18 protein-coding genes and 4 tRNA genes are annotated in these 23,502 nt (G+C 58.0%); 9 read left to right on the plus strand and 13 right to left on the minus strand.

Translation table 11 applies throughout. The features are described 5' to 3' along the window. Positions 1-8: 8 nt before the first annotated feature. From BWR59_RS12260 to rimO, 3 genes are all read right to left on the minus strand, one after another. Entirely contained in the window at positions 9-719 is a 711-nt protein-coding gene (locus BWR59_RS12260) for an rRNA pseudouridine synthase (RefSeq protein WP_081565895.1), read from the minus strand. 362 nt (positions 720-1,081) lie between these two features. Beyond that, positions 1,082-1,537: a GNAT family N-acetyltransferase gene (locus BWR59_RS12265; protein ID WP_081565896.1), complete on the minus strand. Its 456-nt coding sequence runs from the start codon at positions 1,535-1,537 to the stop codon at positions 1,082-1,084. A 110-nt stretch (positions 1,538-1,647) separates the two neighbouring features. After that, a complete protein-coding gene (gene rimO / locus BWR59_RS12270; protein ID WP_081565897.1) occupies positions 1,648-2,985 on the minus strand; it encodes a 30S ribosomal protein S12 methylthiotransferase RimO in 1,338 nt (445 codons plus the stop codon). 271 nt (positions 2,986-3,256) lie between these two features. On the opposite strand from rimO, the gene BWR59_RS12280 reads away from it, so the two are divergent. Then, entirely contained in the window at positions 3,257-5,155 is a 1,899-nt protein-coding gene (locus tag BWR59_RS12280; RefSeq protein WP_081565898.1) for a potassium transporter Kup, read from the plus strand. Positions 5,156-5,393: 238 nt separating this feature from the next. Here the strand turns inward: BWR59_RS12280 and BWR59_RS12285 are convergent, their stop codons facing one another. The 6 genes from BWR59_RS12285 to BWR59_RS12310 form a co-directional block, all read right to left on the minus strand. After that, the gene (locus BWR59_RS12285) at positions 5,394-6,695 is read right to left on the minus strand and encodes an AcvB/VirJ family lysyl-phosphatidylglycerol hydrolase (RefSeq protein ID WP_081565899.1); all 1,302 of its coding nucleotides are present in this window, start codon (positions 6,693-6,695) and stop codon (positions 5,394-5,396) included. After that, the gene (gene mprF, locus BWR59_RS12290; protein ID WP_081565900.1) at positions 6,695-9,337 is read right to left on the minus strand and encodes a bifunctional lysylphosphatidylglycerol flippase/synthetase MprF; all 2,643 of its coding nucleotides are present in this window, start codon (positions 9,335-9,337) and stop codon (positions 6,695-6,697) included. The genes BWR59_RS12285 and mprF overlap by 1 nt, the downstream gene beginning before the upstream one ends. 331 nt (positions 9,338-9,668) lie before the next feature. Next, a tRNA-Met gene (locus BWR59_RS12295) sits at positions 9,669-9,745 on the minus strand. A 24-nt stretch (positions 9,746-9,769) separates the two neighbouring features. Beyond that, positions 9,770-9,846, minus strand: a tRNA-Met gene (locus tag BWR59_RS12300). Positions 9,847-10,094: 248 nt separating this feature from the next. Beyond that, positions 10,095-10,171, minus strand: a tRNA-Met gene (locus BWR59_RS12305). Positions 10,172-10,193: 22 nt separating this feature from the next. Beyond that, positions 10,194-10,270 (minus strand) — tRNA-Met (locus BWR59_RS12310). A 235-nt stretch (positions 10,271-10,505) separates the two neighbouring features. On the opposite strand from BWR59_RS12310, the gene dinB reads away from it, so the two are divergent. After that, the gene (dinB, locus tag BWR59_RS12315) at positions 10,506-11,564 is read left to right on the plus strand and encodes a DNA polymerase IV (protein WP_081565901.1); all 1,059 of its coding nucleotides are present in this window, start codon (positions 10,506-10,508) and stop codon (positions 11,562-11,564) included. Between the two features lie 8 nt (positions 11,565-11,572). On the opposite strand, the gene BWR59_RS12320 is transcribed toward dinB, so the two are convergent. The 3 genes from BWR59_RS12320 to BWR59_RS12330 form a co-directional block, all read right to left on the minus strand. Next, positions 11,573-12,529, minus strand: coding sequence for a hypothetical protein (locus tag BWR59_RS12320; RefSeq protein WP_081565902.1), 957 nt, complete (start codon positions 12,527-12,529; stop codon positions 11,573-11,575). Positions 12,530-12,613: 84 nt separating this feature from the next. Continuing rightward, positions 12,614-14,329 (minus strand): proline--tRNA ligase, encoded by a 1,716-nt coding sequence (locus tag BWR59_RS12325; protein ID WP_081565903.1) that lies wholly within the window; start codon positions 14,327-14,329, stop codon positions 12,614-12,616. Between the two features lie 174 nt (positions 14,330-14,503). After that, on the minus strand, positions 14,504-15,826 hold the full coding sequence (locus tag BWR59_RS12330; protein WP_081565904.1) for an OprD family porin: 1,323 nt from the start codon (positions 15,824-15,826) through the stop codon (positions 14,504-14,506). A gap of 986 nt (positions 15,827-16,812) precedes the next feature. On the opposite strand from BWR59_RS12330, the gene BWR59_RS12340 reads away from it, so the two are divergent. Together BWR59_RS12340 and BWR59_RS12345 are read left to right on the plus strand one after the other, a co-directional pair. After that, the gene (locus BWR59_RS12340) at positions 16,813-17,244 is read left to right on the plus strand and encodes an HIT domain-containing protein (protein ID WP_081565906.1); all 432 of its coding nucleotides are present in this window, start codon (positions 16,813-16,815) and stop codon (positions 17,242-17,244) included. Beyond that, on the plus strand, positions 17,241-17,447 hold the full coding sequence (locus tag BWR59_RS12345) for a SlyX family protein (RefSeq protein WP_081565907.1): 207 nt from the start codon (positions 17,241-17,243) through the stop codon (positions 17,445-17,447). Before BWR59_RS12340 ends, BWR59_RS12345 begins: the two co-directional genes overlap by 4 nt. A gap of 60 nt (positions 17,448-17,507) precedes the next feature. Here BWR59_RS12345 and BWR59_RS33090 read toward each other — a convergent pair whose 3' ends face one another. Then, positions 17,508-18,113 carry a cold-shock protein gene (locus tag BWR59_RS33090; protein ID WP_081565908.1) on the minus strand — a complete coding sequence of 202 codons (606 nt, stop codon included), beginning with the start codon at positions 18,111-18,113 and terminating at the stop codon, positions 17,508-17,510. 470 nt (positions 18,114-18,583) lie between these two features. Here BWR59_RS33090 and BWR59_RS12355 point away from each other — a divergent pair, with 470 nt between their 5' ends. From BWR59_RS12355 to ruvC, 5 genes are all read left to right on the plus strand, one after another. Beyond that, positions 18,584-19,057 carry a Dps family protein gene (locus tag BWR59_RS12355; RefSeq protein WP_081565909.1) on the plus strand — a complete coding sequence of 158 codons (474 nt, stop codon included), beginning with the start codon at positions 18,584-18,586 and terminating at the stop codon, positions 19,055-19,057. A gap of 410 nt (positions 19,058-19,467) precedes the next feature. Beyond that, on the plus strand, positions 19,468-19,809 hold the full coding sequence (locus BWR59_RS12360) for a ribbon-helix-helix domain-containing protein (protein ID WP_081565910.1): 342 nt from the start codon (positions 19,468-19,470) through the stop codon (positions 19,807-19,809). Between the two features lie 280 nt (positions 19,810-20,089). Continuing rightward, complete coding sequence (gene aspS, locus BWR59_RS12365) at positions 20,090-21,865, plus strand: aspartate--tRNA ligase (RefSeq protein ID WP_081565911.1); 1,776 nt, start codon at positions 20,090-20,092, stop codon at positions 21,863-21,865. Positions 21,866-21,991: 126 nt separating this feature from the next. Next, positions 21,992-22,738, plus strand: coding sequence for a YebC/PmpR family DNA-binding transcriptional regulator (locus tag BWR59_RS12370; protein ID WP_081565912.1), 747 nt, complete (start codon positions 21,992-21,994; stop codon positions 22,736-22,738). A gap of 126 nt (positions 22,739-22,864) precedes the next feature. After that, positions 22,865-23,389 (plus strand): crossover junction endodeoxyribonuclease RuvC, encoded by a 525-nt coding sequence (gene ruvC / locus BWR59_RS12375; protein ID WP_081565913.1) that lies wholly within the window; start codon positions 22,865-22,867, stop codon positions 23,387-23,389. Positions 23,390-23,502: the final 113 nt, after the last annotated feature.

Consider the following 23,502-nt stretch of genomic DNA (forward strand, 5'->3'; position numbering starts at 1 on the left):
AAAGGGGGTCAGAACTTTTCTTTGTCGGTCATGTAGCGCCATTGGCCTTCCGGCACCTTGCCGATGGAAACCCCACCGACCCGGATTCGGCGGATCGATACGACCTTCAGGCCGACCGCTTCGCACAGCTGCGCAATGACCCCTGGCTGCGGATTTTTCATCGCAAAGCGCAGGCGGGTTTCGTTCTGCCAGCTCGCTTTGACCTTGGGCAGTTCCTTGCCTTTGTACATCAGGCCATGGTTCAGGCGATTGAGGCCGTGCGCGACCATTTCGCCATCGATTTCGACCACGTATTCCTGCTCGATCTTGCTGCGGTCGTCGGTCAGCTTGCGCAGGATTTTCCAGTCCTGGCTGAACACCATCAACCCGCTGGCGTTGGCCTGCAGCGTAGAAATTGCCTCCAGACGCAGGAAGTGGCCCTTGAGTGGACGTTTGCTGAAGCTGTGTTCCGCCGACAACGACTCAGGCGTGATCAACGGCAGGGCCTGTTCAGGGCTCATGCCAGCTGGCACGTTGAACAGAACGGTGACCGCTTCCGGGGTCACAGCCTTGGCATCCGGGCTCAAAGCGACGGTCTGGTTTTCGACCTTGAATTGCGGCTCGTCGACGACAACGCCGTCCACCGTTACCCAGCCGCCTTCGATGAACAGTTCGGCTTCGCGGCGCGAGCAGCCGACCAGCTCGATAAGGCGTTTGGAGAGGCGAATGGGGTCAGTCATGAGAAAAGCCGTAACAGAAGGGAAAGGCGCCTATTGTACCCGTGCAAGCACCGTTAATCGCCGCAACATTGAAAATGCTTCTCGAATCAGACTCCATTCGGAGGATTTTTCCGGGAGCGGCGTTGGTCTGCTCTTGAATCCCACTTCATCTGGAGCGTTTTCAGGACCAAATCGCTACCTATATGCCTGCGGATTATCAATATTCCTTTGAACAGCTGGCGCAGAACACCAAGGCGCTGCGAACTCGACCAGCGTTGCCTGCGCAATACGTTTGGCGACCGCGTTGCCCAGTTCCGCAGTCCGGCTTGCCAGCGGTGGTGGTTCAAAGGGCGGCACCGCCGGCAAGCCGGATTGCTACAGGTTCATCTTTGAGCCTTTAACCGCATCCGTAACATCGGATACGGCCTGCCAAGCCCGTCCACCTCGGACCTGCCCACTGTTTCGAACCCCTGTTTTTCGTAGAACCCCAAGGCTTGCGGGTTCTGTTCGTTTACATCCAGTTCGGTCACCCGGTAGTTCTCTATCGCGTAGTTCAGCAGTTTCTTGCCCAGCCCCATGCCTCGGTAATCCGGGGCAATGAACAGCATTTCCAGCTTGCCCGGCGTGGTGCCGCCGAAGCCTGTGATGTTCAAGTGCGAGTCGCGGGTGCAGAACAGATTCACGGCATCCAGGTACTGCGTTTCCAGAAGGTTCCTGAGCAGCGTGATGTAGTTTTCCGGCAGGAAGTCATGAGTCGCGCGAACCGAGGCCTCCCACACACGGGTCAGTTCGGCGTAATCATGCTTTTTGGGCAGGTAAATGACCGAATGATGGGCCATGTTGCCTCTTCTCCTTTTACGGGTTGTCCTGATGTGGAGACGATAGCCAGAAAAAACAAACCCCGCCGTTTGAAGGGCGGGGTTGTCATGGAGCTTGACCGGATTGGCCCTTAGACGGGCTCTGCCCACAGGTCGTATTCGTCGGCGTCGACAACGCGGCACATGACCTTGTCGCCCGGCTTCAGATCGCGATCGCTCTCGACGAAGACATTGCCGTCGATTTCCGGAGCATCGAAGAACGAGCGGCCAACGAAACCTTGCTCGTCCACTTCGTCGATCAGCACTTCGATTTCCTTGCCGATCTTCATCTGCAGGCGTGCGGCGCTGATGGCCTGCTGGTGCGCCATGAAGCGGTCCCAGCGATCCTGCTTGATGTCGTCAGGCACGATCGGAGCGTCCAGCAGGTTGGCCGGCGCGCCTTCGACTGGCGAGTACTGGAAGCAACCGACGCGGTCCAACTGTGCCTCGGTCAGCCAGTCCAGCAGGTACTGGAAGTCTTCTTCGGTTTCGCCCGGGAAGCCGACGATGAAGGTCGAACGGATGATCAGGTCCGGGCACTGCTCGCGCCACTTCTTGATGCGCGCCAGGGTCTTGTCTTCGAAGGCCGGACGCTTCATCAGCTTGAGGATCTTGGGGCTTGCGTGCTGGAACGGGATGTCCAGGTACGGCAGGATCTTGCCCTCGGCCATCAGCGGGATGATTTCGTCGACGTGCGGGTACGGGTAGACGTAGTGCATGCGCACCCAGACGCCCAGCGAGCTCAAGGCCACGCAGAGTTCGGTCATGCGGGTCTTGACCGGCTGACCGTTCCAGAAACCGGTGCGGTATTTGATGTCGACACCGTAGGCGCTGGTGTCCTGGGAGATCACCAGCAGCTCTTTGACGCCGGCTTTGACGAGGCGCTGGGCTTCGTCGAGCACGTCACCCACCGGGCGGCTGACCAGCTTGCCACGCATCGACGGGATGATGCAGAAACTGCAGCTGTGGTTGCAGCCTTCGGAAATCTTCAGATAAGCGTAGTGACGCGGGGTCAGCTTGATGCCTTGTGGCGGCACCAGATCGATCAGCGGGTTGTGATCGAGTTTTGGTGGCGCAGCGTCGTGGACGGCGTTGACCACTTGCTCGTACTGCTGCGGACCGGTCACGGCCAGCACGCTTGGGTGTACGTTGCGGATAACGCTTTCGTCCACGCCCATGCAGCCGGTGACGATCACTTTGCCGTTTTCGGCGATGGCCTCACCGATTGTGTCCAGGGACTCGGCCTTGGCGCTGTCGATGAAACCGCAGGTGTTGACCACCACGACGTCAGCGTCTTCGTAGGTCGGCACGACCTCATAGCCTTCCATGCGCAGCTGGGTAAGGATGCGTTCGGAATCGACCAGAGCCTTCGGGCAACCGAGGCTGACAAAGCCGACCTTTGGGGCGGCAGACGTGGTGACGGTGGACATTGACTAACCTCGGCGTAGGTATGCCTGGGCGACTGGCCAAGGCATTGACTGGGCGCTTGGTGCGCCTCTGATCAAAAAGTGCGCAATTCTAGCGATCAGTCGAACGATTGACCAGTGTTATACCGAGAATTACGACGAGTGCTGCGCTATGCTTCGCGCCGTGAGCCCGGCGGCCCTTGTCGACCGGGTGCATCGGAATTTACCGGTGCGGTGCAGGTCCACCTGACAGCACCGTACCGTTGTGCTCGAGTCATGGTTTCAGGAGTGGTAAATGGGTCACGCAACTAGTCAGGCCGAAGCCGGTCATCATCCGGCGAAACCATTGAGTCTGCTGGTGGGGGCGGTGGGGGTGGCGTACGGCGATATCGGCACCAGCCCGCTGTACACAATCAAGGAAGTGTTCGTCGGAGGCTATGGCGTACAGGCCGGCCACGATGCGGTGCTGGGCATCCTGTCGCTGATTTTCTGGTCGCTGGTCTGGGTGGTGTCGTTCAAGTACATGGCCCTGGTCCTGCGTGCCGACAACGACGGCGAGGGGGGCATCATGGCCCTGACTGCGCTGGCGCGGCGTGCTTCGGCGAAGTTTCCGAAGCTCCAGGCGACGATGATCGTCTTCGGCCTGTTCGGCGCAGCACTGTTTTACGGCGACAGCATGATCACCCCGGCCATCTCGGTACTCTCGGCGGTTGAGGGGATGGAGCTGGCGTTCGATGGCCTTGATCACTGGGTGGTGCCGATCGCCCTGATCGTGCTGGTGGCGCTGTTCCTGATTCAACGTCACGGCACCGCACGCATCGGCGTGATGTTCGGCCCGATCATGGTGCTGTGGTTCGTGACCCTGGGCGTTCTGGGCATCCACGGTATCGTCCGCCAGCCGGAAGTTCTGCACGCGGTGAACCCGGTCTGGGCAGTGCGTTTCTTTATCGATCATCCGGGAATCGGCGTCGCAGTGCTGGGTGCCGTGGTGCTGGCGTTGACCGGTGCCGAAGCGTTGTACGCCGACATGGGGCACTTCGGTCGCAAGCCGATCTCGCGCGCCTGGTTCGGGCTGGTATTGCCAGCGCTGGTGCTCAATTATTTCGGTCAGGGCGCGCTGGTCATCGAAGATCCGGAAGCGGTGCGCAACCCGTTTTATCTGCTGGCGCCAAGCTGGGGGCTGCTGCCGCTGATCGGCCTCTCGACGCTGGCGACCATTATTGCCTCCCAGGCGGTGATCTCCGGTGCGTTCTCGATGACGTTGCAAGCGATCCAGCTAGGCTACATTCCACGCATGTACATTCAGCACACCTCCAGTGACGCGCAGGGCCAGATCTATATTGGTGCCGTTAACTGGGCGCTGATGGTGGGCGTTATCCTGCTGGTGCTGGGTTTCGAATCGTCCGGCGCTCTGGCTTCCGCTTACGGCGTTGCGGTGACCGGCACCATGCTCTGCACCACCATTCTGGTGGCGTCGGTCATGTTGCTGGCGTGGAAATGGCCTCCGATCATCGCCGTTCCGATCCTGCTGGGCTGCCTGTTCGTGGACGGCATGTTCTTCGCCGCCAACGTGCCGAAAGTAGTGCAGGGCGGTGCGTTCCCGTTCCTCGCCGGTATCGCGCTGTTCATCCTCATGACGACCTGGAAGCGCGGTAAACAGCTGCTTGTCGAGCGCATCGATGAGGGGGGGCTGCCGCTGCCGATCTTTATCAGCAGTATTCGCGTGCAGCCGCCGCATCGGGTGCAGGGCACCGCGGTTTTTCTGACCGCGCGTCCGGACGCCGTGCCTCATGCACTCTTGCATAACCTGCTGCACAACCAGGTGCTGCATGAGCAGGTGGTGCTGCTGACCGTCGTTTACGAGGACACCCCACGGGTCCCCGCTGCCCAGCGTTTCGAGGTCGAAGCGTATGGCGAAGGGTTCTTCCGGGTGATCCTGCACTTCGGTTTCATCGACGAGCCGGACGTGCCCGCAGCGTTGAAACTGTGTCACCTGGCTGAGCTGGATTTCAGCCCGATGCGCACCACCTACTTCCTCAGCCGCGAGACCGTGGTGTCGTCCAAGCTGGTAGGCATGGCGCGCTGGCGCGAAGGGCTGTTCGCCTTCATGTTGAAGAACGCCAACGGCAACCTGCGTTTCTTCAAGCTGCCGTTCAACCGGGTGATCGAGTTGGGTACTCAGGTGGAGATGTAAGCAGCGCAGATTTCATGTGGTCATGTGGGAGGGAGTTTGCTCGCGATTGGGTAGGCCCAGGCGTTGCGACGTCGACTGATGCATCGCATTCGCCACCGTCGTAACCTCCTGCAGCTCCCACAGTTACCGAGGCGTGCGGGCTATTCCTTGATGCGTTGCAAGACTGCTACAGCCCATTTCCAACGCCAAAAAAATCCCCGCAGTCGTGAGAGTGCGGGGATTTTTTTATGCTCCGGATTTACTCGGCGCTGGCAGCTTCGGGCGCTTCCTTGCCCTTCCACTTGTCGATGACCGCGATCAGGCGTTTGGCCAGAGCGGGGTAGTCTTCGTCAAAGTGATGACCGCCTGGCAGCTGTTGCTTCTGGCCAGGGGCCGTGGCTTCGGTGCAGCCGCTTTCGTCCTTCTCTTCCACGCCATAGACGCAGAACACCTTGTCACCTGGCAGCTTGGCCATTTCCGGGCCTGTAGCGGCTTCTTTGCCCGACGCACCCAGCCAGCCTTCAACGGCGATTTCAAAGCTGCCGCTGCGCGCGAAGGCCAGCAGAATGATGCCGTCTACCCGCGCCTTGTCTTCTTCAGGCAAGCGGTTGTAGATGGCAGGCAGCACGTCGGCACCGAACGAGTATCCGGCCAGTACGAAGTGCTTCGCGCCCCATTTCTGACGATAGTGGGCCATTAGTTCGCTGAGGTCGGTTGCGGTCTGTTCGGGCGATTTGTGTTCCCAGTAGTAGCGCAGGGTGTCGATCCCTACCACCGGATAGCCGCCGGATTTCGCCATGTCGCCAGCGACGTCCTTGTCCAGGTCGCGCCAGCCGCCATCGCCAGAGAGGAACAGCGTGACGGTGTCCGATGGCTGGCTCGACGGCACTTCCACGACGGGAATGTTAAGGCCACCGCTGGAATCGTCGGCAATCAGCAGATGACGCACCTCGTTGTTCAGAATCTGCGGGTATTTGATGTCGTAGTCGCTGATCTTGGTTTCGGCGTTGGGCGTGTCGCGTACGAACACCGCTGTGTCGTCGTCCGGGCCGTCGTTCCAGGCCACGGTCCATTTGCCATGGGCGGCGGCTTTCGGCGCCGGGACCTTACAGTCCGGCTGATTGAGCACGAAGTTGACCGAGATGGCCTCGGCCTTGTCGTTGTTCTGGCTGGCCAGCCAGTCCCAGGCGACCGAGCCGCCCGCACTGATGCCTGCGACCACATCCGGCGTGCCATCGAGCTTTTGCAGCGCGGCGGTGAAAGCCTTTTCCTGCAGCTGGCAGTCGTCCTTCGGCAGCACGACCTGAATGACCTGTGCAGAGGCGTCATAGCTCAGCGCGAGGACCTGCTTCTCGGTCAGCGAGTCTTCGGTGGTCACGGCCAGGGCCACGCGTGTCTTGATCTTGGTCGACGGGGTGGCGCGGATCAGCGCCGAACCATCGTCCAGCGTCATGCGTTCAAGTGTCGGTTGTGCAGCGGGGCGGTTCCACAGCCAGAAACCCAATGCCACCACCAGAATTACCAGGGCTGCGAGCAAAAAGCGCCAGTAGCGTTGAATCATCAGCGTTTCACCAATCCAGTCAGGCCGCCCGCGATCAGGGCGGCGGTATCTGCCAGTGCCACCAGCGGATCGAGTCCTGCGGGCACGGCCATATATCGAGGTTCCCAGTCAGGCTGGAATTTGTCTTTGAAGCGGCGCAGGCCCTGGAAGTTGTAGAGCTGCTCACCGCGACTGAACACCATCGAACCCAAGCGCTGGGTCAATGGCGCGCCACGCCGTGGTTGCAGACCTGACAACGGCACCATGCCCAGGCTGAAGCGTGCGTAACCTTCCTTTTTGTAATGCAGTATCAGGCCGACCATCATGAATTCCATGGTCAGCTTCGGCGCTTCCGGGTGCGAACGCATCAGATCGAGGCTCGCCAGATCATGGCGCGAAGTCTCGAGCAAATTGGAAAACGCCACCGGTTTGCCTTCGAAGTGAACGATTGCGATGCGGAAATGCTTGAGGTAATCCAGACTGAAACGGCCCAGCGAGAAGCCTTTTTCGCGCACATTCTTGCCAGTGAGCCAGGCGTCGGAAATCACTTTCAGCTCATCCATCGGCGCCTGACCGACTTCGTAGATCTCCAGCGAAAGACCGTCGCGGCCACCCCGGTTCCAGGTGTATCGCAGGTCCTTCATTTCCTTGCCCTTGGCCTCGATGTCGAACTTGAGCAAGTCGACGCGGGCCTCTTCCCCCAGCTTGATCGCGGTCAGGCCGATGTCCATGTAGAACGGCAGGTTCTCGGCACGCACCTGATAGAACACCGGGCGGGCGTGGTGAACGTCGCACAGGTCGCGGAATTGCCAGATGAGTTCGGCGCGCTGCTGGGTCGGGCCGATCGGGTCGTACAACGCCACGAGGCTGCGACCGCGATGGGCGTACATCAGAAAGGCATTACCGTCCGGGTGCAGCAACACAGCTTTATCACCGGTCAGCACCAGGCCGCCATCGGGCTGATTGGATGCCTTGATGATTTCTGCAGCCTTGGCCAGTTGGGCTTCGTCCGGCAGATCGATCTGCGGGCGTGCGGTACGTAGCAGCCAGGTCAGCGAAACAATCACCAGCAAAACAGCGCTGCCCAATGCCGAGCGCAGGCCGCGGGGGGCGTCAGCGTCCAGGGTGAATTGCCACCAGAGTTGATGGCTGTAAGGGACGTCCTGATAGGCGAATAGCAGCAGCCAGAACGATGCGCCCAACACACAAATGCTGGCGACCAGATAGAGAGGGGAAAACGGCAGTTCCAGAAGACGGCTTGGCCGATAGAACGAACGACGGAAGATCGCCAGCAGGCACGCGGTCAGCAGTAGAAGGCTGGCCTCTTCCCAGTCGAAACCCTTGAGGATCGAAAGGATGGAGCCTACGAACAACAGAATCGTGGTCAGCATCCATGCGGCTGAGAGTCGCCGGCGCAGGCCTTGAGCCAGCAACAGGCACAGCACGCCAATCAGGCTGGCGCCAAAGTGTGAGGCGTCGATCAAGCGATGGGGGATCAAGAAACCAAGGCTTTCCAGACGCGTATCGATCTCAGGCGTCGCACCGGAAAACAGCAGTACCACGCCCGAGAGGAACACCAGCAGCGCCAGAATCGGCGCACCCAGTCCGGATGCCACACGCATGGCCTGACGGGCGAACAGGAAGCGTTTGGCCTCGCTGGCCAGCAGCACCAGACACGCAATGAGCAGTGGCAGCACGACGTAGATCAAACGGTACAACAACAGGGCCGCAGCCAGCGGTGCAGCACCGAGTTCGTCGGCGAAGGCGGTCAGCAAAATGGCTTCGAATACGCCCACCCCGCCTGGAACATGACTGAGTACACCGGCCGCCAGTGCCAGCAGATACACCAGCAGAAATGCACCGAAAGGCGGGGCGGACGGCAGCAACAGGTAAAGCACGGCAGCGGCTGCCGCGACGTCCAGCGCAGTGATCACCAGTTGCATCAGAGTCAGACGCAGGCCTGGCAGACGCAGAGTGCGGCGGCCAGCGCGAACCAGCAGGTTATGCGCGATGGTCTGTTCGGGCAGTCGCCGACGATAGACCGCAACGCCAATAATCAAGCTGATAGCCAGTACCGCGACGGCAATGGTGGCGAGTACCGGAACAGACAGGTGCAGCGCGAGAGAGGCTGCAGGTAGATCGCTGAGCGTTGCCAGTGCGGCGAGCGGGGGTAGGGCACAACCCAGAGAGAGACTGGCGAACAGCGTCATGTGGGCGACTTCGCCAGCCCCAAGACCCAGGCGCGAATACAGTCGGTAGCGAACCGAGCCGCCTGAAAGCATCGACAGACCTACGGCGTTACCAATGGCGAACGCACAGAAACCACCCATGATCAGGCTTTTTGGGGGCAGCTCGACGTTGGCGTAACGGCTCGCAGACCACTCGTAACCGAGCAAAATGGTGAAGCCGATGACGGTGGCGAGCACCGCGCCACCCAGTGACGGTAGCGGAACGCTGAGCAGGGAGTCCTGCAGGGCGTAGATGTCCAGTTCGGTGAGCATATGCCGACAGGCGATCAGCGCCAGAGCGAACAGAATAATAGTGATGGCCAGCCCAATGGATTGACGATACTTGCTCACCAATTCGCGTACGCGCAGTCGGGCAGGAGGGACCGGAGGATGCTCCGGAACTGCTTCATTTGTGTCGGATGGGTTGGCGCGCATCAATCACTCCTTGGATCGTGCGCGACAGGATGGGGGTATACAGCCAAGTTACCAATCCCTACGCAAAAAATAATTCAGGATGTTAGCGCTTCAACGTCTAACGGGCGAATACGGCAGATACGTTTCCGTGACCATTCAGTCTAGGTTCAGTTACTGGCCAGCGTATCGGCACGCTGTGTAAAAACTGTCGTGCCCGGCAACATACAGTAACAACCGCCCCTGGATAAAACCGTCCCGACAACGAAATGTGACAAGCGTTTGTCCACGCTGTTCGGGGCGCCTTTCGTCAGGGCAAAAAAAAGGCCACTCTTTCGAGTAGCCTTTTTGATGTTGGTTGCGGGAGCCGGATTTGAACCGACGACCTTCGGGTTATGAGCCCGACGAGCTACCAGACTGCTCCATCCCGCGTCTGTGTGGCGGCATTCTACAGNTTGGTTGCGGGAGCCGGATTTGAACCGACGACCTTCGGGTTATGAGCCCGACGAGCTACCAGACTGCTCCATCCCGCGTCTGTGTGGCGGCATTCTACAGTCGAACGACGAGGTGTCAACCTTTAATGCTCAGGTTCGACAAAAAAACCGCATTCGTAGTACTGGTTCGCCTAAGTAGCGGTCTGACAAGGCTTTTATCGCGACTGACACGGTTTGGCAGGTGGCCATGATCGACGGGGGATGTTGCAGTTGTATTAAAGAAAGGGGGGCTGCAAAACAGGCGCGCACAAAAAAGGCCACTCTTTCGAGTAGCCTTTTTTGATGTTTGGTTGCGGGAGCCGGATTTGAACCGACGACCTTCGGGTTATGAGCCCGACGAGCTACCAGACTGCTCCATCCCGCGTCTGTGTGGCGGCATTCTACNTTGGTTGCGGGAGCCGGATTTGAACCGACGACCTTCGGGTTATGAGCCCGACGAGCTACCAGACTGCTCCATCCCGCGTCTGTGTGGCGGCATTCTACAGAGGAACGGCAGGCTGTCAAGCATCTGCTGGAAAAAAGTGCTTTTTCTTCAAATGGTTAGCAGTTCGCAAGTACCGTGAACTCTGCGCCAGGGCTTGCCACGTGGGCCTGACAGGGTGATTCGTGAGTGTATTCGTCATAGGTCATCGGTGTGGTGAGTGTCAGACGGTTGCTCGAATGAGATACTGCACAACCGATTTCCTACGACGCCCGTTATGCCGCAGCGCAAAATCATCCACATCGACTGTGACTGCTTCTACGCCGCCATCGAAATGCGCGACGACCCGCGTCTGGCCGGCAAGCCGTTGGCGGTGGGTGGCTCGGCTGATCGGCGTGGGGTTATCGCGACCTGCAATTACGAGGCTCGCGCCTATGGCGTGCGATCGGCGATGTCGTCGCGGCATGCCTTATCACTCTGCCCGGACCTGACCATCGTCAAACCCCGGATGGACGCTTATAAAGAAGCATCGAAAGAGATCCACACGATCTTTCGTGACTACACCGATCTCATCGAGCCGCTGTCACTGGATGAGGCTTATCTCGATGTGTCCGAATGCAGCCATTTTGCGGGCAGCGCCACACGCATCGCACAGGACATCCGCAGGCGCGTCTCCAATCAGTTGCACATCACTGTCTCGGCGGGCGTCGCTCCCAACAAGTTTCTGGCGAAGATCGCCAGCGACTGGAGAAAACCCAACGGCCTGTTCGTGATCACGCCGGATCAGATAGAAGGCTTTGTCGCCGAGCTTCCTGTCTCCAAGCTGCACGGTGTGGGCAAGGTGACGGCCGATAAACTGGGGCGCCTGGGCATCATCACCTGTGCCGACCTGCGAGGCTGGAGCAAGTTGTCGCTGGTGCGCGAGTTCGGATCCTTTGGCGAGCGGCTATGGAATCTTGCTCACGGTATCGACGAGCGTCCGGTGCAGAACGACAGCCGCCGGCAGTCGGTAAGTGTGGAAAACACCTACGACACTGATCTGCCCGATCTGGCGAGTTGCCTCGAAAAATTGCCAGCGCTTCTCGAAACCCTTAATGGCCGCATCGCCCGCATCGATATGCTGTACCGGCCCGGCAAGCCTTTCGTGAAGGTCAAATTTCATGACTTTACGCAGACCACGCTGGAGCAGGCAGGGGCGGGGAGGGACCTGGGCAGTTACGAGCAATTGCTGACCCAGGCATTCGCACGTGGCGACAAACCGGTGCGATTGCTGGGGATTGGCGTGAGGCTGCATGATCTGCGTGCCACCCACGAACAGCTTCAGTTGTTCAACTGAGAAACCGTTTATTCACTGCCGGCAGGAACAGCCACCAGGCGACCAGCATCCTTGGCCAGCGAACGCAAGAATTCATGCTGTAGCTGTGGATCGTTGCGGGTCATTTCGATCAGCGACTGTTCCAGATCACTGGCTTGTTCTTCCAGCCCAAGCTCCGACAGACGTTTGACCCGGTGGACCCACTGGCTCACTTCGTCATCCTCAAGATCGTCGTAAATCAGGTCGTGAGCCTCGATCAGCTTGCCCCGCAAGGACTTGCTCAGCGGCAAGCTGGCGTTGGCCTGAACATTGGTCTGCTCGTCCTCTACCTTAAGGCTCAGTTGGGTGACGCGGCTGAGGTCTTGTTCGGCGAACGGGCTGTCCAGCAAATTGAGGCGCAGAATCCCATTGCGGTCGGTGGTCAGCTCATTGGTGTCTTTGCCAGCCTTGATTTCGACCGGACTTTCGCTCCACGGCAGGCTCGTATGCTCAATCCGGTGGTCGCGTTGAACCTCGTCAATACCGGCCAGGTTTTGCTGGGCGCGGCCATGGGATGGCGCGTTCATGAACGGATTGATGCCGGCGATTCCGTAATTGAGCCAGTCCTTGGTCACGCTGTCTGGCAGGCTGCCAAAGGTCAGGACGTTAACAACGTTGGCGCCGACGCCCGCGACGATCGCTACGGCTCCGAGAGGGATTTCGTAGATTTCACGCCAGGGTTGATAGGGGGTATAGCGATCATAGTGCCGAGTGACATCGTATTCGGTGATGTCGAAGGTTCTCAGCTCGTGGATCCGGACACGGCGCTGCGGCAACTCAAGGGTCTTGGGTTCGCCGACGTCGATTTGAAAGCTGTGATCGAGCAGTTTGCGATCGATTCGCTCTTCGTGTTCGCTGCGTTGAGACAGATGATTGGCGCAACCACTGACGAACAGGCTGCCGCACAACACGGCACCTGCGAGGCTTGAGGAACTTCGCTTGAACATGAGATCTCTTGGTGCAGATAAGGTCTGACTCAGGCAATGCAGGTCGCAACAGGCGCACCCGCCATAAGCGGATGCGCCATCGACTCAGCGCTTGATTCGGCCCTTGATGAAAGACAGCACATCGGCAACCGGCAAGGCCTGAGCTTCAGACTCGGTACGGCTCTTGTACTCCAGGTTGCCTTCGGCCAGGCCACGATCGCTGACCACGATGCGATGCGGAATGCCGATCAGCTCCATGTCCGCGAACTTGATGCCCGGGCTGGTTTTCTTGTCGCGATCATCCAGCAGCACCTCGAAGCCGGCAGCCGTCAGTTCGGCGTACAGCTTGTCGGTCGCTTCGCGGACAGCCTCGGTTTCATAGCGCAGCGGTACCAGCGCGATCTGGAACGGAGCCAGCGCATCGCTCCAGATGATGCCGTTGTCGTCGTTGTTCTGCTCGATGGCAGCAGCGACTACGCGCGATACACCGATACCGTAGCAACCCATTGTCAGGGTGACTGGCTTGCCGTTCTCGCCCAGAACCTGGCACTTCATCGCGTCGCTGTATTTGGTGCCCAGCTGGAAGATGTGACCGACTTCAATGCCGCGCTTGATGATCACCTTGCCCTGACCGTCCGGGCTAGGATCACCTGCGACGACGTTGCGCAGGTCGGCGACTTCCGGAACGGGCAAGTCTCGCTCCCAATTCACGCCGAAGTAGTGCTTGTCGTCGATGTTGGCGCCGATGCCGAAATCGCTCATCAGCTCGACCGAACGGTCGATGATGCAAGGCAGCGGCAGGTTCAGCGGGCCAAGAGAACCGGCACCCGCGCCAATGGCTGCGCGCAGCTCGGCTTCGCTGGCCATGACCAGGGGGCTCGCAACCAGCGGGTGGTTGGATGCCTTGATCTCGTTGAGCTCGTGGTCGCCACGAATGATCAGCGCGATCAGTTTGCCTTCTTCAGCGGCATGGACCACCAACGTCTTGACGGTTTTTTCGATCGCCAGACCAAACTGCTCGACCAGCGCGGCGATGGTCTTCGCGTTCGGCGTGTCGACCAGGCGCAGCTCTTCGGTAGCAGCGCCACGGGACGTCTCGCGTGGAATCGCTTCGGCCTTTTCAATGTTGGCGGCGTAATCGGACGTGTCGCTAAACACGATGTCGTCTTCGCCCGACTCGGCCAGTACGTGGAACTCGTGGGAGCCCGCGCCACCGATCGAGCCGTTATCTGCCACCACAGGGCGGAAGTTCAGGCCAAGGCGAGTGAACACATTGCAGTAAGCCTGGTGCATGCGGTCGTAGGTTTCTTGCAGGGAATCCTGGGTCGCATGGAAGGAGTAGGCGTCTTTCATGATGAATTCGCGACCGCGCATCAAGCCGAAGCGCGGACGGATCTCATCACGGAATTTTGTCTGGATCTGGTACATGTTGAGCGGCAGCTGTTTATAGCTGCTCAATTCGTTGCGCGCCAGATCAGTGATGACTTCTTCGTGGGTCGGGCCTGCGCAGAAGTCACGATCATGACGGTCTTTGAGGCGCAGCAGCTCAGGGCCGTACTGCTCCCAGCGACCGGATTCCTGCCACAGTTCCGCTGGCTGAATACCCGGCATCAATACTTCCAGCGCACCCGCGGCGTTCATTTCTTCACGAACGACGGTTTCGACCTTGCGCAGAACACGCAGGCCCATGGGCAGCCAGGTGTAGAGGCCCGAGGCAAGCTTGCGAATCATGCCGGCACGAAGCATCAGCTGATGGCTGATCACGACCGCATCGTTTGGCGTTTCTTTTTGTGTGGCGAGCAAATATTGACTGGTACGCATGGTCGGCCGTTGTCGGTTGCTGTGACTGGGAAATGACCTGGCATTGTACGGTGGTGATCCGGTCGAGTACAGGGCGCGCGGGGTGTGTGGGGGCCAGAACAGGCAGTTTCACGGGAATGAAAAAGCCCGGCACAGGGCCGGGCTTTTCGTTTTCGGTAGATAACCGCAGCGCGATTACAGAACCGAAATCGGGTAGTCGACGATCAGACGGAACTCGTTCACGTCGCCTTCGCCCTCGTCCGTGTTGGCACGGTGGAACGCTTGACGGATGCGGAACGACAGGTCTTTTGCCGGGCCAGTCTGAACCACGTATTTAGCTTCAACGTTGGTCTCGTGGTGGCTACCGTCAGCACCGTACAGACCGGTGTAGGTGCTGTTCGATGGAGTGTGGGTGCCGTCGATGTCGGTACCGCTGACATAACGCGCCATGAAGCTCAGGCCAGGAACACCATAAGGAGCCATGTTCAGGTCGTAGCGAGCTTGCCAGGATTTTTCACCCGGGGCGTTGAAGTCGGAGTATTGAATCGAGTTCGCCAGGAAGATCGAGTCGCCACCGCGGTTGTTGTCGCCGATACCGATATAGTCGAACGGTGTATCACCGTTAACTTTCTGGAAGGCCAGGGTCACGGTATGTGCGGCCAGGAACGAGTACGCTGCAGACAGGGAGAAGGCGTTGTTGCTGATGTCGCCTGCTTTCTTGCTGCCAGTGTCCTGGGTGTTGTAGTAGTTGACGTCAAAAGCCAGAGACTGGTCATCGGTCAACGGCAGTGCGTAGTTCACGTTGCCGTAGTACTGGTTCCACACGTCTTCCAGTTTGTTGTAGTAGAACGCAACACCCAGGTTGTCGGTGATCGAGTACTTGCCGCCACCGTAGGTGGCCGAGTTCGACGTCACGCCGGCGTAAGTCGCCCAGATGTCGCCGTTACGGTTGGTTTCGTCCTGGCTGGTACCGGAAGTGAAGCGACCTGCTTCAACGTCCAGACCTTTGATCTCGCTGCTCTGTAAAGTCACGCCGGTAGCAGTTTGTGGCAACAGGCGGGAACCGCCGACTGCGAACACCGGGTTTTGCGGCTGCATGTCACCGATTTTCAGTTCGGTTTTCGATACGCGGAACTTAACAGCGCCACCGGCTTTGCCGAAGCTGTCTTCGTTTTTGCCTTCGCTGTCGGTAACCAGGTTGCCCGAGCCGGAATACTTGTCGGAGCCGTCAAGCTTGAAACCGGCATAGCCGAAAGCATCAACGCCGACACCGATCAGACCCTGCGTGTAACCGGAGCTATAGTTAGCCCAGAAACCTTGAGTCCAGTCCTTGTCGTCTACGCCACCGTTCTTCTTGTCACGGTTGTAGTAGTAGTTGCGGGCCTTGACGTCCAGCTTGCTACCTTCAACAAAACCAGTTGCTTCGGACTGATCGCTTACGAATGCCGCAGCCGATGCCAATTGGGTACTGGCCGCAGTAACTGCCAGGGCGATTGCGCTCCACTTCATCACTCTCATCGTGACTTTGCTCCTTTGGTTTTAAGAAGAGTACTGCCGTCCACCTGTTTTTTTATCTGGGCGGCTCTTTCTTTTTGGTGTCGGCGAAACTTATAGCACGCTGACATTATTGGCGATAGTTACGAACCTATCCTTTCAATTTCTTTACGGCCATGTCGCAAATCAGCTCTGTCCATGTCGCTACTGAACAGCTCCATTTCTTCAGACGTATAACTACCGCAGTACTTTTCGAAGGCCTGAATTCCTATCCGCAGTGATGTGAATCCAGCCATTCCGAACGCCCCCAGGAGCTTGCCCGCCATTTTTTCTTCTTGATCGCCACTCAGGTCCGCGACCCGAGCATTTCGATCCTGTGTGTGACAAAGCAACAACCGTGCACAAAGTTCCCACTGCTGTGAAAAAAATGTTGAATGTCACGTAAATACTTGTATGTGCAACCCTAATCCATTGTTTTTAAACGATTAAAAAAAAATAAAAAATCCATTTGCAGTGGCTGTCTGACTGAGGTTACCGCCTGAAAATGTCACTGACGTTACCTGTTACCGTCGGGAAGTGGGTAAATGGCGGATAACTGCTGCCCATGTCGATCATGGAGTGAGTCGTTTTGGTGCGCGGGCGTCTGTTCTTGCCTGAAATTGGGACGAGCGTTCCTGAGTGGGGCAGGAGCCTGACTCTGAAGTCAGCAGATATGCGCGTGTGTGCCGTCTAAGCAATTGAATGAAAAGGTTCCGAGCAGACATTTCGGTTTGTTTCGCTGGCGGTGCCTCGCGGTTTTTTCTGCGTCATGTCAGTGCGCATGCTGCAAATCAGGACGTTGCTGGTGCACGGGCCGCTGTCCCGCAAGCAACAGCTTTTACGCAAACTGCCCTCTGCGGCTTCCGCAAGGTGATTCCTCCCGCTTTCCCGCGTATCCTGCGGGCATTGATGTATGTTTGACGACGACAGAAAAAGTTGAAAAAACTAAACCCGCATTCAGGAGTTATCGAGTGTTCGTTTTGGATTCGCGCTTGTTACAGGACACTGTGCCAGTCGGGGACTTTCCCCTGTGCCGACTACTGCTGTCCAATGATTCGCAATACCCCTGGTTCATTCTGGTGCCGCGCAGGGCGGATATAAGCGAGATTTTCCAGCTGTCGGACGCCGAACAGACACAGTTGTGGAGTGAAACGACGTTGCTGTCGAAAACCCTCCAGCAGTTATTCAATGCCGACAAGATGAATGTGGCAGCGCTGGGGAATGTGGTCAGTCAGTTGCACATGCATGTCATTGTTCGTCGCAAAGGTGACGCCGCGTGGCCAGCGCCGGTCTGGGGCAAGCATCCGGCAGTGCCTTATTCTACCGATGAGTCGGCGGTCATCTTTGCGCGGCTCAAAACCGTGTTGACCGAAGGTTTCACTTTCCACGAGGGGCAGGTATGAACCTGGAGGAGCGGGTAGTGGAGCTGGAAAGTCGTCAGGCGTTTCAGGACGACACCATTCAGGCGCTCAACGATGTTCTGGTCGCTCAGCAGCGAAGCCTGGACCGCTTGCAGTTGCAGATGGCGGCTTTGCTCAAGCGCCAGGAGGAAATGGGTGGGCAATTCGAAACACAGGAAGAGGAAGCCCCTCCGCCTCATTATTGAGGGATAAACAGAGGGATAAAAAAACCGCGCCTGAGAGCGCGGTTTTTTTATGTTTAACGCTTAGCGGCGTGGAAGCGCTGCGATCACGTCCTCGGCCTGCAGGCCCTTGTCGCGATTCATGACGGAAAACTCGACGCGTTGGCCTTCGACCAGAACACGGTGCCCTTCACCGCGGATCGCGCGAAAGTGTACAAAAATATCGTCGCCAGAATCGCGCGAGATAAAACCGAAGCCCTTGGAGGTGTTGAACCACTTCACGGTGCCGGTATCACGCTGCCCCAGTTCATGAGGCTGCGCGGCTGGCGATGGGGAGGACCGGTAAAAGCTGACAGCGAGATGCAGCGCGACCGCGACCACAACCGCCAGCAGGCTGGCCAGAACGGCGGGTTGGCCGGCGATGGTTTCCAGGGGGACCAGGAGGGTCAGGATCTGCAGAACGACGGCCAGTACCAGCAAAGCGCTGACCAGGTTTTGCAGTTGATGACGCGGGCCCTTGTTCCAGTAAGGGATAACTGGCGCAAGTACAAGGTTGATGAGACCGAAGAAGGCCAGATACAGCGCATCGGGTTGAGACAGGTAAGAAGACAGGGCTTCACTACGCAGGCTGGGTATGAATGACAGCAGCAGGGCAGCTGCGCCCGTTAGCAGGTGGACTATTTTCAACATTTTGAAGACTCACATTTAAGATGGATCGCAAGGAAATAGCTGATGACGGCCGGTACGCTTCTGAAAAAATGAGGCGTGATGCACGATCGTTGGATCAGCCTATGCGCTACAGCCTGATGGCACGTCAGTAGCGACACATCTGTATTTAACAGCAAAGCCGAGAGCTACTCAAATCAAGCGCTTAGCGAGGGCAATCGCGGGTGATGCTGGCAATTTGTCTCGTGTTTTCGCGCTTTAGGCAGAGGCTTGTTCCAGAGCCATCGAAGCAGTGTGCGCAGTTTTTCCGCCGTGGTCGGACTTTTAGAGTGGGGTTCGATATCTCCGGGCACCTGCCAGACGGGCATCTTGTGCATGCGTTTGGGCGGTGGCAAACACCGGGTAACACCTATAGGTGGCTGCGCCGCTTCTCCTGCCTTGATAAAGTGCTGGCAGCTGTTAGGAAAAAAACCATCATATAAAGAGGACGAAACATGGCTATCGATATCGGCATCAGCGAAGAAGATCGCAAGTCCATCGTGGACGGTCTTTCCCGCCTGCTGGCAGATACCTACGTGCTGTATCTGAAAACCCACAACTTTCACTGGAACGTCACGGGGCCAATGTTTCGAACCTTGCACCTCATGTTCGAGGAGCAATACAACGAACTGGCACTGGCCGTCGACTTGATCGCAGAGCGTATTCGCGCCTTGGGCTTCCCCGCCCCAGGTACCTATTCGACCTATGCGCGTCTGTCTTCCATTAAAGAGGAGGAGGGCGTACCGGCAGCTGAAGACATGATTCGTTCACTGGTCCATGGGCAGGAAGCGGTGACTCGCACCGCTCGCGGGATCTTCCCGTTGCTGGACAAGGTCAGCGACGAGCCGACCGCTGATCTGCTGACTCAACGCATGCAGGTTCATGAAAAAACCGCCTGGATGCTTCGTGCGATGCTCGAAGGCGAGTAATGTCATTGTGAGCGGCACGCGGTGCCGCTCACATGGCTTTATCCCCCGCCTTTTCCGCTATCTGCGTGACTGGCCTGTTCAACGGATGACATCTTTTTGTGTCGCGACCAAATACTGGCTTAAGCTGAAACGGTTAACTATCAGAATATTGTCATCCTGAGTAGTTAATCTCGTTTTTGTTGTCAGGCAAGTTTTGTTAAAAAAAATATATATTTAATACCCTTATTTCGTTCAGGTTTTTTGAAGCCTGAGCTCTCGAAATTCGCCCTGTGATTGTGGTGATGTCCTACACCTCAAGAGTACTGATTCCACTGGCTAAGCCCCGGCGAATAGGGCTTGATAGACGTGCTGTTTATTTAATTTCAAATGTTTCCAGTATTGAATCTGGTAACTGCGTCAAGGGGAATTTCATGGCTCAAAATACTGCACGAGAAGTCAAGGATGTACATCGATGTCTTAAAATTCAGAATGATCCTTTTGTAGAAACTTTCAATATGGACCTGGCGCAGCCACAGTCGCGCTCGGTACGATTAAATGGGCTGGCAACGTGCCTGCGTCTGGAGGAGGTGTACTGGAATATTTTGTCTGAGATCGCGCGCTGCAATGCTTGCTCGATCAACGCCGTCTTGTCCTATATCGACCGGGAAGTGCATTTGCGCTACGGCGGCGTGAAGAACTTCAGCGGCCTGATCCGCGTCGTGTGTGTGGCGCATCTGCTGAAGGCCGAGGGCTTCCAGCTGTCCCCGGCCTGATCCTGGCAAGACCCCAATTCTGGCAGGTGCGCCCATGGCGGGCCTGCATTCGGTGACAGTCGTCCGGAGCCGGCAAGGTCCGTTCCGGGCGACTTCTTTAGCTGTATCAGCCAGCGCGGCTGCACAGCCTTGATTAACCCTATATAATCCCCCGCCTTACTATGGAAGGCAGGCACTGACCGTCGGGTTGAACTGCATGCCATGGCTCCTGCACCATTGCGCACTGGCGACGGGCGAGAGCTCCACCGAATTCCGAATTACGAGAAGTGAACACACGATCATGATGCGCAGCCATTATTGCGGCCAACTGAACGAAAGCCTGGAAGGTCAGGAAATTACCCTTTGCGGATGGGTCCACCGCCGTCGCGACCACGGGGGGGTGATTTTCCTCGACATCCGCGATCGTGAAGGTCTGGCCCAGGTGGTCTTCGATCCTGATCGCGCAGACACATTCGCTATCGCCGATCGCGTTCGCAGCGAATACGTCGTCAAGCTGACCGGCAAGGTTCGCGCCCGTCCGGCCGGAGCGGTCAACCCGAACATGGCGTCTGGTGCCATCGAAGTTCTGGGTTACGAGCTGGAGGTTCTCAACGAATCGGAAACCCCTCCGTTCCCGCTGAACGAGTACTCCGACGTCGGCGAAGAAACCCGCCTGCGCTACCGCTTCATCGACCTGCGTCGCCCGGAGATGGCTGAAAAGCTGCGTCTGCGTTCCCGCATCACCTCCAGCATCCGTGGTTTCCTCGACGGCAACGGTTTCCTGGACGTCGAGACGCCGATCCTGACCCGCGCCACACCTGAAGGGGCTCGCGACTATCTGGTACCGAGCCGTACTCACGCCGGCAGCTTCTTCGCCCTGCCGCAATCACCTCAGCTATTCAAGCAACTGCTGATGGTCGCCGGCTTCGACCGTTACTACCAGATCGCCAAATGCTTCCGGGACGAAGACCTGCGTGCCGACCGTCAGCCTGAGTTCACTCAGATCGACATCGAGACCAGCTTCCTGAATGAAGCAGACATCATGGGTCTCACCGAGAGCATGATTCGCAAGCTGTTCAAGGAAGTCCTGGATCTGGAATTTGGCGACTTCCCGCACATGACCTTCGAAGAAGCCATGCGCCGTTACGGTTCCGACAAGCCTGATCTGCGTAACCCGCTGGAACTGGTAGACGTTGCCGATCAACTGAAAGACGTTGAGTTCAAGGTGTTCAGCGGCCCTGCCAACGATCCGAAGTGCCGCGTGACTGCACTGCGCGTTCCGGGCGGCGCGAGCATGCCGCGCAGCAAGATCGACGATTACACCAAGTTCGTCGGCATCTACGGTGCCAGAGGCCTGGCGTACATCAAGGTCAACGAGCGCGCCAAAGGTGTTGAAGGTCTGCAGTCTCCGATCGTCAAGAACATCCCGGAAGCCAACCTGAACGTGATCCTGGATCGCGTAGGCGCGGTTGACGGCGACATCGTGTTCTTCGGTGCAGACAAGTTCAAAGTCGTCAGCGAAGCGCTGGGCGCATTGCGGATCAAGCTGGGCCACGACCTCAACCTGCTCACTTGCGAGTGGGCGCCGATGTGGGTTGTCGACTTCCCGATGTTCGAAGAGAACGACGACGGCAGCTTTACCGCGCTGCACCACCCGTTCACCGCACCGAAGTGCTCGCCTGCCGAGCTTGAGGCCAACCCGGCCACCGCGCTGTCCCGTGCCTACGACATGGTGCTCAACGGCACCGAACTGGGTGGCGGCTCGATCCGTATCCATCGCAAGGAAATGCAGCAAGCGGTGTTCCGTCTGCTGGGTATTTCCGAAGACGAGCAGCAAGAGAAGTTCGGCTTCCTGCTGGATGCGCTGAAGTATGGTGCTCCACCGCACGGTGGTCTGGCATTCGGTCTGGATCGTCTGGTCATGCTGATGACCGGCGCCCAGTCGATTCGTGAAGTCATCGCCTTCCCGAAAACCCAGAGTGCTGCAGACGTCATGACTCAGGCCCCTGGTCTGGTCGATGCCAAACAACTGCGCGAACTGCACATCCGCCTGCGCGAAACGCCGAAGGCCGAGTGATGAAAGGGCAGGGCGAATCGTGAATTCGCCCTGACTCCTGCGCCATGGTCGGGCAAGAATTCGAGTAAAGCGTCCTCGTTCGAGCCATGAACGGTGGCGTGAGTGTTTCAAGGTTTGGAGCGTGTTATGGCTGGTCATTCCAAGTGGGCGAACATCAAGCACCGCAAAGAGCGTCAGGATGCCAAAAAAGGCAAGATCTTCACCAAGTGGATCCGTGAGCTGACTGTCGCTGCCCGTCAGGGTGGCGGCGATCCGGCCTCGAACCCGCGTCTGCGTCTGGCTCAGGACAAGGCGCTCGGCGCGAACATGAGTCGCGACATCATTGATCGTGCGATTGCCCGCGGTGCTGGCGCCGCCGATGCCGACGACATGGTCGAGCTGGGCTATGAAGGTTACGGTCCTGGCGGTGTGGCGGTCATGGTCGAAACCATGACCGATAACCGCAATCGTACTGCTGCTGCCGTGCGTCACGCGTTCAGCAAGTGCGGCGGCAATCTGGGCACTGACGGTTCTGTAGCGTATCTGTTCGAGCGCAAGGGGCAGATTTCCTTTGCTCCAGGCGTCGATGAAGACGCGCTGATGGAAGCGGCGATGGAAGCGGATGCCGATGATGTCGTGACCCACGAAGATGGCTCCATCGACGTGTTCACCTCGTTTGCCGGTTTCTATGCGGTGCGAAATGCGCTGGAAGCCGCAGGCTTCAAGGCTGCTGATGCGGAGATCGTGATGCAGCCGACCACCAGCGCCGTGCTGGATCTCGAAATGGCGGAAAAGGTGCTCAAGCTGATCGACATGCTCGAGGATCTGGATGACGTGCAAAACGTTTATTCCAATGCAGAAATTCCGGATGAGGTGATGGAGCAGCTTGGCTGATCACATCCTTCGTCGGGACCTGAGGCCGGAGGCACGAAGCGTTGATTCGATCATCGCTATCGGCCTCCGGCTTCTGCCTTTATGCTGCGTTCAATCGTGCGCGTCACTTCTCAAGCTGCAGGCGTTATGACTCTCATTCTAGGTATCGACCCCGGTTCGCGAATCACCGGCTTTGGCGTGGTACGTGACACGGGCCGTGGCTGCGAATACGTGGCCTCAGGCTGTATTCGCACTGGCAGTGGTCTGCTGCACGAGCGGCTGCAGATCGTTTACCGCGGGGTGCGCGAGGTCATTCAGACCTACGGGCCCGTGACCATGGGGATCGAAAAGGTTTTCATGGCAAAAAACGCCGATTCGGCACTCAAGCTGGGCCAGGCGCGAGGCGCTGCGATTGTGGCAGCTGCGGAAGAGAGCCTGGAAATCGCCGAATACACGGCCACGCAGGTCAAGCAGGCTGTCGCGGGGACGGGCGGGGCTAACAAGGATCAGGTGATGATGATGGTGATGCATTTGCTGAAACTGACCAAGAAGCCGCAGATCGACGCCTCCGATGCCCTGGCGATTGCGATGTGCCATGCTCATACGCGGTCCAGTCTCATCCCTCATGGCCTGAATACCGCACGCAGTCGTGGTGGCCGCCTGCGTCTCTGATAGCATCATTCGCTCATAAATTTTCACTTGCAGCTGACGTGAGTCCTGCAAACATGGCGACCAGGGTTTTGGCCCGGTCCGCCTCGGTGGCGGGCTACTGGAAAGGATCTGAT

Origin of the sequence: Pseudomonas sp. Bc-h (assembly GCF_002080045.1) — a bacterium.
In the GTDB taxonomy this organism is placed as follows: domain Bacteria; phylum Pseudomonadota; class Gammaproteobacteria; order Pseudomonadales; family Pseudomonadaceae; genus Aquipseudomonas.